The following is an 11,492-nucleotide window of genomic DNA, read 5'->3' as shown; positions in this document are numbered from 1 at the left end:
CTTTGCGTCTTGAGTGGCAGCTTTACCAGACTCCAACTGGAAGCGGAAGAGGGATAAATCAGCATGGCGAAGCGTCGTGGCAATCCGAACTGGGGTAAGCCGGAGCCGATTGGGCCGGTGGTGCCGACCGTTACATCGTTCGAACAGGTAGTGAAAGAGTACAAGCTGACGCCTGACCAGTACATCCGGTCGACCCGTTTGCGGGAGTGGGCGAGGCGGAACAAGAACTCGAAGTATATTCCGGAGGCGCTGCTCGAGGCCTGGGGATTCGAGATCGAGTCCACGCTTTAGGGCTTTTGGTTTCTTGGTTTGAGAGGCGCTGCCCGATTGGGTGGCGCTTTTCTGTTTCTGGGTGCTTTAGAACGGGCAGCGGCAGACGCAGATTCCCTTCGGGAATGACAACCAGAAAAGCAAGGACCTGTCGCGAAGGCGGGGCACCCGGACTGGGTTTCTGGGTTAGAAGTGGGCGGTCAGGTCGGCGAAAGTGGGGAGTTCGAGGAGGTGTTGGCCGGTGGGGGGCTGGTTGACGACTTCGTGCTCGAGGACCCAGGTGTAGTCGTGGGGGATGAAGACGGCGTTGAGGCCGGCGGCGAGGGCTGGGTTGATGTCAGAGCGGGGGCTGTTGCCGACCATCCAGGTAAGGGCCTGTTCGCAGGCGTGGCGGCGGGTGACGTCGCGGTAGGCGCTGTCGTGCTTCTCGGCGAGGACTTCGACGGCGGAGAAGAGGGGGGCGAGGCCGGAGCGCTCGAGCTTGTTGGTCTGCTCTTCGAGGTTGCCCTTGGTGACGAGGATGAGGCGGTGGCGGCGGGCGAGGTCGTGGAGGGTGGGGGCGACGCCGGGGAGGAGTTCGATTTCGTGTTCGGCGATGGAGTCGGTGAAGCTGACGATGCGGGCGTGCTTGTCGGGGGTGGCGGGGGAGTGGGAGAGGTCTTCGAAGCAGTGGATGAGGGACTTGCGGAAGCTCTTGAGGCCGTAGCCGTGGGCGGCGATGGTGGCGCGCTCGCAGACGTTGAGGTGCTCGCGGACCTCTTCGGGGGTGTGGACGCGGTGGTCGAGGTAGGAGATGAAGGCGGCGATGGCGCGCTCGAAGTAGATGTTGTTTTCCCAGAGGGTGTCGTCGGCGTCGAGGAGGATGGTCTGGGGAACGGTTTTGCGGGCGGCGGCGTGCTCTGGCGCGGGCGGCTTTCTGCCGGGCTGGAGGCGGTTTGGGTCGACGGTTGGGTCGCCGTACTGGATGTTGGAGTCGGGCATGATCTGGCGTCTCGTGGGCTTGGGGCCGAGGCCGGGGTCCTGGTCGAGCGAGGTTGGGAATTTGTAACCAGACCTCGTACAGTTCGTGCTCTTTGTTTGAGTCCGGAAGCTGGGGGAAAGACGCGAAGATTTACGCGGGCGACAGGGGAGCGAGGTTCTTGTCTTCGCTTGAAACGGGCCTTATGGCTGGATTATAGGGGCAAGCGGGGCCGGTGCGGATCGTTCGATTTGTGGAGGCGTTACTTTCGGAGGATGGGAGCGACGGCGGTGCCGATGAGCTCGATAGCGTTCATGAGTTTGGCGTGTGGAAGGGCGGAGACGCTCATCTGGAAGGAGATACGGGAGATGCCGCCGAGGGACTCACTCATGGCCTTGACTTTTTTGGCGACCGTTTCGGGACTGCCGACCATGAGGGCTCCGGTGGGGCCGAGAAGGGCGTCGAACTGGCGGCGGGTGACGGGGGGCCAGCCGCGCTCTTTGCCGATGGCGGTAAAGGCGGCGGCGTAGCCGGGGAAGAAGTCTTCGGCGGCCTGAGCGTCAGTGGCGGCAGTGTAGCCGAGGGCGTGGACGCCGACTTTCAGAGTTTCAGGGGCGTGGCCGGCTCGCTTTCCGGCTTCGCGGTAGAGGTCGACGAGGGGCCGGAAGCGGTGGGGTTCGCCACCGATGATGGCGACCATGAGCGGGAGGCCGAGGGCTCCGGCGCGGGCGAAGGATTGCGGGGTTCCGCCTACGCCTAGCCAGATGGGAATGGGGTTTTGGAGCGGGCGGGGGTAGACGCCCTGTCCGGTGAGGGGCGCGCGATGCTCGCCGGACCAGGTGACGTGGGTGTGGTCGCGGAGTTCGAGGAGGAGGTCAAGCTTGCTCGTGAAGAGGGAATCGTAGTCTTCGAGGGCTAGGCCGAAGAGGGGAAAGGACTCTATGAAGGAGCCGCGGCCGACGACGATTTCGGCGCGTCCCTGGGAGATGAGGTCGAGGGTGGCGAACTCCTGGAAGACGCGGACGGGGTCGGCGGCGCTGAGGACGGTTACGGCGCTGGCGAGGCGGATGTTTTTCGTGAGGGCTGCCGCGGCGGCGAGGATGACGGCGGGGGCGGAGTCGAGGTACTCCTGGCGGTGGTGCTCGCCGAGGCCGAAGTGGTCGAGGCCGGACTGGTCGGCGAGGGTGATCTCGGCTAGGAGGTTCTGGATGCGTTCGACGGGGGTGATGGTGGCGCCGGTGACGGGGTCGGGGACGGAGGCGGCGAAGCTGTCGACGCCGATCTGCATGGGTGTCATGAGTTGATGGTAGATGACGGGCTAGTTTGGGGGCAGGCCTCCCAGGTAGGGGACGCTCAGGCTGGGAGCAGTGGCGATGAAGTGGGTGAGGGCTGGGTTGGGGAAGCGGCGGGCGTAGGGTGGGGCCCAGCCGATCTGGTCGCCGGAGGGGTGGGGTTCGGTCTCCTGGGGCTTGCCGGTGGCCTTCTCGAAGAAGGATGGGTCGGAGAGGCCGTCGATGGAGACTGTGGCGAGGCGGTGGATGGCGCCTCCGTCGTAGGCGTAGAGGTCGATGCCGTTGGCTTCGCCGAACTCGGCTATGAGGACCAACGGTGCGAGGGCGTAGAGGTGGTAGTGGAGGGCACGGGTGGCGCGGGCCATCTCTAGGGGGAGGGTGCCGTCGGGTTGGATGCGGTCTACGCCTTTCTTGTAGGCGGTGATGCCCCAGTTGAAGGCGGGGCGGTCGTTGGCGACGACGCCGATGGCGGCGATCTCGATGCCGGCCCAGTAGGCGTGGTTGTTCATACCGTCTCCGGAGGCCTGGCGCTTGTCGTAGTAGCCCTGGGTTGCGTGGGCTAGCTGAAGGAGCCATTGGCCGATGGCGGTGTTCTGGGTGGGGGTTTCGAGGTGCGTGTCGCGGACCTTGAGGTAGGCGATGGCGATGGCTCCGGCGATCCAGCCCTGGACGTAGAAGGCCTGGTTGGAGGACATGGCGCCGGTGAGGGAGGCGTTTTGCGCGAGGGTGAAGGTGCGGTCGATGACGCATTGGGCGGCGGCTCGGGAGCCGCTGGTGCGGTAGGCGTCGGCGGCGGAGACGATAGTGGCTCCGGCGGCCTTGATGGGGTCGGCGGAGGCCTGGTAGGCCTTCATGCGGATGGGGTCGACGATGGAATGCGTGGGGTCGTCGAGACGGTAGAAGCCGTCGGTCCTGAGGTCGGGGGCGATGGGCGGGATGGCGGGGCAGGTGTACGGGGCGGCGGTGAGCTTGATGGGCTGAGTGTCCCATGGAGAGCGAAGAGGGGATTCGGCGTGGAGGGTTACGGCGGTGAAGAGAGCGGTCGTGAGGACTTGCTTGAAGCGAATAGTCATAAGGCTCTAAGGGCCGGAGTTTATCTGGTTGCAAGGTTTTCTGGCCAGTTGCTCATAACGAATGGTCCGAAAGAGGGGTCCACGGCACCATCGATGTGGTCTTACGAGCGGGTGGCGCGTCCCGTAGACTCGGAGCAACGCTCAGAGATTTCAGGTGGTGGCGCGGGAAGCGCTTTTGAGAGAAGAGGACGGCGGGGCCTGAGCCCGGCTGGTCCAGGAGAATTCTATGTTGTTGATTGTGTTTGCGTTGATCCTTGGGATCGTGGCGGGGCTTCGGGCGATGACGGCTCCGGCGGCTGTGAGCTGGGCGGCTAAGCTTGGGTTGCTGCAGGTGAGCGGGACGCCGCTCGCATTCATGGGATATCACTACACGGCGTATATCCTGACGGTGTTGGCAATCGGGGAGCTGATGAATGACAAGCTTCCGGCGACTCCGAGCCGCAAGGTTCCCCCGCAGTTTATCGCGAGGGTGGTGAGCGGCGGGCTGGTCGGGGCGACGATTGGCGCCGCGGCTGGGTCGCTTGTGATCGGATTGCTGGCTGGTGCGGTTGGTGCGGTTCTGGGCACGCTTGGCGGGTCTGCTGTTCGCGGGAAGCTGGCGGCTACGTTCGGTAAGGATCTTCCGGCGGCGCTGATCGAGGACGTCGTTGCGGTTGGCGTTGCGGCGATTACTGTATCGAGGTTCTGATGAAGCAACGATTCGACGCCATTATCCTTGGGGCCGGCCAGGCGGGACCACCGCTTGCCGGTCGCTTGACGCAGGCGGGCTGGAAGGTGGCGCTGGTCGAGCGGAAGCTGTTTGGCGGGACGTGCGTGAATGTGGGCTGCACGCCGACGAAGGCGCTGGTCGCGAGTGCGCATGCGGCTCACCTGGCAAGGCGTGGGGGCGACTTCGGCGTGGTGTCGAGCGGGCCGGTGCGGATGGATATGGCGGCGGTGAAGGCGCGCAAGGATAAGATCGTCGCAAAGTCGCGGAATGGCGTTGAAGGATGGTTGCGGAAGATGGAAGGGTGCACCGTCTTTACGGGGACAGCGAGCTTTACGGCTGCGAACGAGGTTCGGGTGGGCGAGGAGTTCCTTGAAGCGGATCACATCTTTGTGAACGTCGGCGCGAGGCCGTTTGTGCCTCCGGCGAAAGAGATGCCGGGGACGGATTCGGTGCCGTTTCTGACGAGCTCCACGATTCTTGAGCTGGATGAGTTGCCGAAGCACCTTGTTGTCGTCGGCGGGAGTTATATCGGGCTTGAGTTCGCGCAGATGTACCGTCGGTTCGGGGCCGAGGTGACGGTTGTGGAGCGGAAGGACCGGCTGGTGCCGCACGAGGATGAGGATGTGTCGGCTGCGGTGCTGGACGTGCTCGAGGCTGAAGGGATCCAGGTGAGGCTCGACGCATGCTGCATCGCGCTTTCGAAGCGCGGCGATGAGGTTGTAGTTGGCGTGGAGTGTGTGGCGGGGCATCCCGAGGTGGTGGGGTCGCATGTCCTGCTGGGCATCGGACGGGTGCCGAATACCGACGACCTTGGGCTCGCGCATGCCGGGGTTACGACGGATGAGCATGGGTTCATCGTCGTGGACGATCAGCTTCGGACGAACGTTCCGGGGATATGGGCAATGGGCGATTGCAACGGGCGCGGGGCTTTCACCCATACGTCGTACAACGACTTCGAGATCGTAGCGGCGAACCTGCTGGATGCGGACCCACGAAGGGTGAGCGACCGGATCCAGGTGCATGCGCTGTATATCGATCCGCCGCTGGCGCAGATCGGCATGACGGAGGCCGAGGTGCGGGCGAGTGGGAAGCCGGCGTTGATGGGGACGCGTCCGATGACGAAGGTCGGGCGGGCCGTCGAGAAGGGCGAGACGAAGGGCTTTATGAAGGTGCTGGTGGATGCGGAGACGAAGATGATTCTTGGCGCTTCCATCCTTGGCACGGGCGGGGATGAGGCGATTCACTGCATTCTAACGGCGATGTACGCGAGACAGCCTGCTTCCCTGATTCAGCGTTCGGTGCATATTCATCCGACCGTGGCGGAGCTGATCCCGACGGTGTTCGGGGATTTGAAACCGATGTCTTAATCGGTCCTAAAGAGGGGGTGGATGTTGCCCCGGATGAGCGTAGCGGGCTTTGCGGCGCTGGCTCAGAATCACAGTATGTTGCAGGGCCGGATGCTCTGCCAGGAGGCACTATGGAGCTTGTTCTCGAATACGCTGCTTGCGCAATGACGGCCCTTCCTGCAAAACAACCGGCCAGTGACATGGCTCCTACCGTGCCTGCTCTGCTTGGGCAGATCGCGCAACTGGAAGATGAGGCAAGCTATCTTCGCACGATGGTTTGTGAGTTACTGCGCAAGAACGAGAAGCTGCGGGAGCAGGCTCTGGGGGCGTTTGGGGAGATGCCTCTTGTGGGTGGGATGGGTGTAAAGGCAGGGATTTGGGCTTAGTTGGGTTGGGTTTGTAAGTTCTAGGTGAAAGTGCAAACGCAGATTCCCTTCGGGAATGACAACCAGAGGCAACGGCAAGAGCAACGACAGACGCAGATTCCCTTCGGGAATGACAACCAAAGAAGCAAGAGCAAGGGATCGATGGTGGCGGCACTTGCTTTGGTACGCTCGCTGGTATGAGACGTTTTTTCTGGGGTGTGGTGGTTTTGCTGGCGGTGCTTCCTGCGGGGACGCAGCAGCCGGAAACCAAGGCTAAGCTGGATGCGCGGGCGCAGGAGTTGATTCGACTGCTGCGGCTGGAGGTACTTCCGAAAGAGTCGGGGTACCTGGGAATTATCGGTAAGTCAGCACAGACGGCGATGGTGGATGGGCGATCGCTGGCGGTGCAGAGCCAGAACTACTACATGCTGACGACGGAGCGGCCTATCAACTATCTGCACTGGCTGGCACCGGACGATACGCACATCCTGATCGAGGGGGGACCGGTGGACTACTTCATCTTTCATCCGGAGGGGCGGGTGGAGAAGAAGACGCTGGGGATGGATCTGGCGCATGGCGAACGGCCTGTTGTGGCGGTACCGGGCGGGTGCTGGAAGGCGCTGCGTCTGCACGACGGAGCTGGATATGCGTTGATGGCGAATACGCTCTCGCCAGAGTTTACGCCGGACCGGGTGAGGATCGGCGAAGGAGAGGCGTGGGTGAAGCGCTTTGCGGGTAAGGCTGACTGGGCGAGCGAAGCGTCTTTGCGGGAGATGATCGGGCCGAACTGGAAGCCTTGATTCCGCTAAGGCGGCTGATCAGGATGGGCCATGAGAGGAACAAGAGCCAAGGATCTGGCAGAGAGCGATGCCGCTCCACTTCGAGCAGGTTATCTTGTAGGCGCGACCGCTCAGTACTTCTACAAACAAGAAAAGGGCTCCGGATCGCTCCGAAGCCCCTTTCCATAGTCCACCCGACTTGAGAGCAGCCGGACGGCGTCTTAGTACATGCCGTCCATGCCGCCGCCACCGTGCTGGTGACCGCCGCCTGCTGCTTCCTTCTTCTCCGGAATCTCGGAGATCATGGCTTCGGTCGTGAGCATCAGGCCGGCGATGGAAGCCGCGTTCTGCAGAGCAGTGCGCGTCACCTTCGTCGGATCGATGACACCGGCAGCAACCAGATCCTCGTAAGCGCCCGTTCCGGCGTTGTAGCCGTAGTTCGCTTCCTTGGAATCGTGGATCTTGCCGATCACAACCGCGCCTTCTTCGCCAGCGTTCGAGACGATCATGCGAAGCGGCTCTTCGATCGCGCGACGGATGATCGAGGCACCGATCTTCTCATCGCCTTCGAGCGTCTTGATGAGGGCATCGACAACCGGGGTGCAACGGACCAGGGCGACGCCGCCGCCCGGGACGATGCCTTCCTCGACTGCCGCGCGCGTTGCATGCATCGCATCTTCCACGCGGGCCTTCTTTTCCTTCATCTCGGTCTCGGTAGCTGCGCCGACCTTGATCACCGCAACGCCGCCAACCAGCTTGGCGAGGCGCTCCTGCAGCTTCTCGCGGTCGTAGTCCGAGGTGGTCTTCTCGACCTGCGCACGGATCTCCTTCACGCGGCCCGAGATATCGTCATCCGCTCCGCCGCCATCGACGATCGTGGTGTTGTCCTTGTCGATCGTGACGCGCTTCGCCGTGCCGAGATCCTCGATCTTGACGCCCTCGAGCTTGATGCCGAGGTCTTCCGTGATGGCCTTGCCGCCGGTCAGGATGGCAATGTCCTGCAGCATCGCCTTGCGACGATCGCCGAAGCCAGGAGCCTTGACAGCAGCCACGTTCAGCGTGCCGCGCAGCTTATTGACCACGAGGGTTGCGAGCGCTTCGCCGTCGACATCCTCAGCAATGATGATGAGGGGCTTGGCGGTGCGGGCGATCTGCTCGAGCAGGGGAAGAAGGTCCTTCATCGACGAGATCTTCTTCTCGTAGATCAGGATGTAGGGGTTCTCAACGGCAACTTCCATCCGCTCCGCATCGGTCACGAAGTAGGGTGAAAGGTAGCCGCGGTCGAACTGCATACCCTCGACCACATCGAGCTGCGTCTCCATCGTGCGCGACTCTTCGACGGTGATGACGCCGTCCTTGCCAACCTTCTTCATCGCCTCGGCGATGATGACGCCGATCTGCGAGTCAGAGTTCGCCGAGATCGTTCCGACCTGGGCAATCATGTCGCCCGAAACCGGCTTCGAGAACTCGCTCAACGCGCCGCCCTGGATGACACCATGCTCATCGCGCTTGCCGATGATGGCGGTGACAGCCTTGTCGATGCCGCGCTTGAGCGCCATCGGGTTCGCACCGGCCGCAACCGTCTTCACGCCCTCGCGGTAGATGGCCTGGGCCAGAACCGTCGCGGTCGTGGTGCCGTCGCCGGCGATGTCGGATGTCTTCGAGGCCACTTCGCGCACCATCTGCGCGCCCATGTTCTCGAGTGCATTCGCGAGCTCGATCTCCTTGGCGACGGTGACGCCGTCCTTGGTGATCGTCGGCGAACCGAACTTCTTCTCGATGACGACGTTACGTCCCTTGGGTCCGAGCGTCACCTTGACGGCATCGGCCAAAATGTTGACTCCACGCAGGATCGCCTGACGTGAATCTTCTCCATGCAGAATTTGCTTTGCCATTACAGAACTCCAGAAATGTCGTTGAAAACTTCTCGTTAGAACAAAACCTTACGGGGCTGCACAAGGGCACACGCCGAAGGCGTCCAAGACGGCACGAAGTGCTACTTGGAGAGGATTCCGAGGACTTCTTCTTCGCGCATGATCAGAAGCTCTTCGCCGTCGAGCTTGATCTCGGTGCCCGAGTACTTGCCGAACAGGATGCTGTCGCCTGCCTTCACATCGAGCGGGAAGACTTTGCCTTCGTCGTTCGACTTACCCTTGCCGACCGAGATGACCTCGCCCTGCTGTGGCTTTTCCTTGGCCGAGTCCGGGATGATGATCCCGCCGCGGATGCTCTCGCCCTCTTCAATGCGACGAACCAGGATACGGTCGTGCAGCGGAGTGAATGATTTCGACATTGCGTGCGTCTCCTTGTAGCTGTGTGGGGTTTACGTTCTGGAAGCAGGTTGTTCCCGCTCGAATCTCGGCCGAAAAGGCCCAGACCGGTGTAAGATCACCAAGTCCTCAACCTTCAGCCCGGACTCACCGCGTTAGCAGTCTAGCCCTTCGATTGCTAACGATAGGCCCCGTCGCGAACCTTGTCAAGCCGTCGATTGTGAAATGTGAGTCAATCACGCGCAGCCTTTCCGGCCCCCCTCAACCTTCACATCCCAGACACAAAAGCCGTAGAATGCAGCATGACCTCCCGCACCATACGCTCGGCCATCAAGCTCGCCGCAGCCTCGGGCCTCGCACTCTCGCTCATGCCGTTCGTGCTCGCTCAGGACGCTCCCAAGAGCCGCGGCCGCAAGTACAAGCCGCCACCCGAGACTTCGCATATCGAAGTGCTCGTCACCAAGGGCTATAACCACAAGCCCATCCCGAACGCAGCCGTCATCTTCCACGAGATCCGCGAAGACGGGAAGGATCTCGGCAATCTCGAGGTCAAGACCGACCCCGACGGCAAGGCCATCATCGACGTTATCCCGACCGGCAGCAATCTACGCGTGCAGGTTCTCGCGAACGGCTTCGCCACGTACGCGGAAGACTTCCTGATTTCGGAATCGAGCCGCCAGATCCCCGTCGAGATGCTGCGCCCACGCGAGCAGATCTCCACCTACGTCGACAACTCCGGCAAGGCTTCGACGGCGAAGGCGGGCGTTCAGGAACCCGTTCGCCCCAAGACGGCCGATCCCAAGTCGAAGAGCGTCCCGGCTCCAGCGTCGACGACTCCACCGCCGCCCACGCCTCTTCCGCCGTCCGAGCAGAACACCCCCGCTCCCGTCTCGAACCCGCCAGCGCCGCCTCAGTGAGTTCCTCGAAGCCGCTGGCCGGCAAGACCGCCCTCATCACTGGAGCCGCGAAACGCATCGGCCGCGCCATCGCTCTGGCACTCGCCGAGCAGGGCGCGGCCGTCGCGATCACTTATCGCGGATCCCGTGACGAAGCCGCCGCGACCCTCGCCGATCTGAAGTCCTGCGGCGTGGAAGCAGCCGCGCTCTTCTGCGATCTCACGGACGAACTCAGCATTGAAACGGCGGTCTCAGATGCGGTCACGCAGCTGGGCCGACTCGACCTCCTCGTCAACAACGCCGGGATCTTCGCCTCCGCGCCACTTGAATCCATCTCAGCCGCTGAGTGGGACGGCATGTTCGCCTCGAATACGCGCGGTCCCTTCCTGATGGCCCGTACCTGCCTGCCGCACCTCCGCGCCACCCGCGGGCGCATCCTCAACATAGGCTCCCTCGGCGGCCTCCATCCCTGGTCAACCCACGCCCACTACTGCACCTCGAAGGCCGCCCTGCATATGCTCTCGCAGACGATGGCCAAGGCCTGGGCACCCGAGATCAGCGTCAACTGCATTGCCCCCGGCATGATCGTTCAAGGCGAGGTCGGCGAAGCCTACGAGCACTTCGCTCACAAAACGCCCATGCAGCGCAACGGAACCTCCGCGGACGTAGCGGCTGCCGCCCTCTTCTTCGCGACCGGTCCCCATTTCATCACAGGCCAGCTACTGGCCGTGGACGGCGGCCTGGGCCTGAACAGCTAGCGTCCAAGCAGCCGCGCCACCCACCCTTTGTCCTTCTTCTTGTCTTCGTAGAGATCTTCCGCCTCGTCCTGCTCCGGCAGCGGCCTTCCTTCAAAGACGGCCAGAGGATTGTCCACGCATAAGGCCTGCGCGTACTCCACCCCGTATTTCTTCTCGACCATCCGCCGCGCCTCGCTCATCTTCGGGGGCCGGGACGTCGTATTGTGCGCATCCGTCGCCAGAAAATGCACCCACTTCTTCGCGAGCAGATCGTGCGCCGCCCGCTCCGCCTTCCTGCCCATCCCGCCCGTGACCGAATTCGTCGTCACCTGCACGAGAAGCCCGCCCCGCAGCCAGTCCACGATCCTATCCATTTCTTGTTGCAGCGTCGGATTTCGCTCCGGATGCGTGAGGATAGGCGTCATGCCCGCGAGACGCAGTTGGTAGAACGTCTCCGTCAAGCCGCGCGGGAGGCCATAGTCCGGCAACTCCACCAGGAGATACCCATGCCCGTTGATGGTGTACTTCTTCGTATCCGCGAGTGCCGCCTGGATGTTGTCATACGACAGGTGAAAATCGCAGCCAACCCCTATGGTCAGCGCCACTCCCGCCCGTGCCAGCCGCCCCCGCAAATCGTTCGCCAGCTCTTCGTTCCGCGCCAGGTCATAGCTGTACTTGCCATTCGCATGCGGTGAGCAGGCGATATGGGTGATTCCATCGGCCGCCGCCATCTTCGCCATGGCGACGGACGTCTCCATATCCGGAGCTCCATCATCCAACCCGGGTAAAAGATGGTG

General features: G+C 62.7%; 13 protein-coding genes. 7 read left to right on the top strand and 6 right to left on the bottom strand.

What is annotated here, in order from left to right:
• Window positions 1–63 precede the first annotated feature (63 nt).
• The gene (locus GRAN_RS15015) at window positions 64–291 is read left to right on the top strand and encodes a hypothetical protein (RefSeq protein ID WP_013579892.1); all 228 of its coding nucleotides are present in this window, start codon (window positions 64–66) and stop codon (window positions 289–291) included.
• 165 nt (window positions 292–456) lie between these two features.
• Here GRAN_RS15015 and GRAN_RS15010 read toward each other — a convergent pair whose 3' ends face one another.
• From GRAN_RS15010 to GRAN_RS15000, 3 genes are all read right to left on the bottom strand, one after another.
• Window positions 457–1,251 carry an HAD family hydrolase gene (locus tag GRAN_RS15010; RefSeq protein ID WP_128913801.1) on the bottom strand — a complete coding sequence of 265 codons (795 nt, stop codon included), beginning with the start codon at window positions 1,249–1,251 and terminating at the stop codon, window positions 457–459.
• 239 nt (window positions 1,252–1,490) lie between these two features.
• Window positions 1,491–2,525: an LLM class flavin-dependent oxidoreductase gene (locus GRAN_RS15005; protein ID WP_241654648.1), complete on the bottom strand. Its 1,035-nt coding sequence runs from the start codon at window positions 2,523–2,525 to the stop codon at window positions 1,491–1,493.
• Window positions 2,526–2,546: 21 nt separating this feature from the next.
• On the bottom strand, window positions 2,547–3,593 hold the full coding sequence (locus tag GRAN_RS15000; protein ID WP_128913800.1) for an alginate lyase family protein: 1,047 nt from the start codon (window positions 3,591–3,593) through the stop codon (window positions 2,547–2,549).
• A 226-nt stretch (window positions 3,594–3,819) separates the two neighbouring features.
• On the opposite strand from GRAN_RS15000, the gene GRAN_RS14995 reads away from it, so the two are divergent.
• The 4 genes from GRAN_RS14995 to GRAN_RS14980 all read left to right on the top strand — a co-directional run bounded on the left by GRAN_RS14995 (window position 3,820) and on the right by GRAN_RS14980 (window position 6,813).
• Window positions 3,820–4,281, top strand: a complete 462-nt coding sequence (locus GRAN_RS14995) for a DUF4126 family protein (protein ID WP_206662774.1) — start codon at window positions 3,820–3,822, stop codon at window positions 4,279–4,281.
• Entirely contained in the window at window positions 4,281–5,669 is a 1,389-nt protein-coding gene (locus GRAN_RS14990; protein ID WP_128913799.1) for an FAD-containing oxidoreductase, read from the top strand. The genes GRAN_RS14995 and GRAN_RS14990 overlap by 1 nt, the downstream gene beginning before the upstream one ends.
• A 110-nt stretch (window positions 5,670–5,779) precedes the next feature.
• Window positions 5,780–6,034, top strand: coding sequence for a hypothetical protein (locus GRAN_RS14985; RefSeq protein WP_128913798.1), 255 nt, complete (start codon window positions 5,780–5,782; stop codon window positions 6,032–6,034).
• Between the two features lie 176 nt (window positions 6,035–6,210).
• Window positions 6,211–6,813 (top strand): cupin domain-containing protein, encoded by a 603-nt coding sequence (locus GRAN_RS14980; RefSeq protein WP_128913797.1) that lies wholly within the window; start codon window positions 6,211–6,213, stop codon window positions 6,811–6,813.
• 200 nt (window positions 6,814–7,013) lie between these two features.
• On the opposite strand, the gene groL is transcribed toward GRAN_RS14980, so the two are convergent.
• Together groL and GRAN_RS14970 are read right to left on the bottom strand one after the other, a co-directional pair.
• Window positions 7,014–8,687 (bottom strand): chaperonin GroEL, encoded by a 1,674-nt coding sequence (groL, locus tag GRAN_RS14975; RefSeq protein ID WP_128913796.1) that lies wholly within the window; start codon window positions 8,685–8,687, stop codon window positions 7,014–7,016.
• 101 nt (window positions 8,688–8,788) lie between these two features.
• Window positions 8,789–9,085 carry a co-chaperone GroES gene (locus tag GRAN_RS14970; RefSeq protein WP_089839518.1) on the bottom strand — a complete coding sequence of 99 codons (297 nt, stop codon included), beginning with the start codon at window positions 9,083–9,085 and terminating at the stop codon, window positions 8,789–8,791.
• Window positions 9,086–9,364: 279 nt separating this feature from the next.
• Between GRAN_RS14970 and GRAN_RS14965 the strand changes: the two genes are divergently transcribed.
• Both GRAN_RS14965 and GRAN_RS14960 read left to right on the top strand, forming a co-directional pair.
• A complete protein-coding gene (locus GRAN_RS14965) occupies window positions 9,365–9,979 on the top strand; it encodes a hypothetical protein (RefSeq protein ID WP_128913795.1) in 615 nt (204 codons plus the stop codon).
• Window positions 9,976–10,716 carry an SDR family NAD(P)-dependent oxidoreductase gene (locus GRAN_RS14960; protein ID WP_128913794.1) on the top strand — a complete coding sequence of 247 codons (741 nt, stop codon included), beginning with the start codon at window positions 9,976–9,978 and terminating at the stop codon, window positions 10,714–10,716. The genes GRAN_RS14965 and GRAN_RS14960 overlap by 4 nt, the downstream gene beginning before the upstream one ends.
• Here GRAN_RS14960 and GRAN_RS14955 read toward each other — a convergent pair.
• Window positions 10,713–11,453 (bottom strand): tyrosine-protein phosphatase, encoded by a 741-nt coding sequence (locus tag GRAN_RS14955; protein WP_241654643.1) that lies wholly within the window; start codon window positions 11,451–11,453, stop codon window positions 10,713–10,715. The two genes, GRAN_RS14960 and GRAN_RS14955, sit on opposite strands and share 4 nt — an antisense overlap.
• Between the last annotated feature and the right edge of the window lie 39 nt (window positions 11,454–11,492).

Source organism: Granulicella sibirica (assembly GCF_004115155.1).
Lineage (GTDB): Bacteria > Acidobacteriota > Terriglobia > Terriglobales > Acidobacteriaceae > Edaphobacter > Edaphobacter sibiricus.
Note: the sequence above shows the minus strand (reverse complement) of the source record. Positions and strands in the feature narration are given on the sequence as shown.

Excerpts from the sequence above, each read along its gene's own strand:
- GRAN_RS14985 (WP_128913798.1), top strand. The coding sequence starts at position 5,780 with ATGGAGCTTGTTCTCGAATACGCTGCTTGCGCAATGACGGCCCTTCCT.
- GRAN_RS15015 (WP_013579892.1), top strand. The coding sequence starts at position 64 with ATGGCGAAGCGTCGTGGCAATCCGAACTGGGGTAAGCCGGAGCCGATT.
- groL (WP_128913796.1), bottom strand. The coding sequence starts at position 8,687 with ATGGCAAAGCAAATTCTGCATGGAGAAGATTCACGTCAGGCGATCCTG.
- GRAN_RS14995 (WP_206662774.1), top strand. The coding sequence starts at position 3,820 with ATGTTGTTGATTGTGTTTGCGTTGATCCTTGGGATCGTGGCGGGGCTT.
- GRAN_RS15005 (WP_241654648.1), bottom strand. The coding sequence starts at position 2,525 with ATGACACCCATGCAGATCGGCGTCGACAGCTTCGCCGCCTCCGTCCCC.
- GRAN_RS14970 (WP_089839518.1), bottom strand. The coding sequence starts at position 9,085 with ATGTCGAAATCATTCACTCCGCTGCACGACCGTATCCTGGTTCGTCGC.
- GRAN_RS14990 (WP_128913799.1), top strand. The coding sequence starts at position 4,281 with ATGAAGCAACGATTCGACGCCATTATCCTTGGGGCCGGCCAGGCGGGA.
- GRAN_RS14980 (WP_128913797.1), top strand. The coding sequence starts at position 6,211 with ATGAGACGTTTTTTCTGGGGTGTGGTGGTTTTGCTGGCGGTGCTTCCT.
- GRAN_RS14965 (WP_128913795.1), top strand. The coding sequence starts at position 9,365 with ATGACCTCCCGCACCATACGCTCGGCCATCAAGCTCGCCGCAGCCTCG.
- GRAN_RS15000 (WP_128913800.1), bottom strand. The coding sequence starts at position 3,593 with ATGACTATTCGCTTCAAGCAAGTCCTCACGACCGCTCTCTTCACCGCC.
- GRAN_RS14955 (WP_241654643.1), bottom strand. The coding sequence starts at position 11,453 with ATGGAGACGTCCGTCGCCATGGCGAAGATGGCGGCGGCCGATGGAATC.
- GRAN_RS15010 (WP_128913801.1), bottom strand. The coding sequence starts at position 1,251 with ATGCCCGACTCCAACATCCAGTACGGCGACCCAACCGTCGACCCAAAC.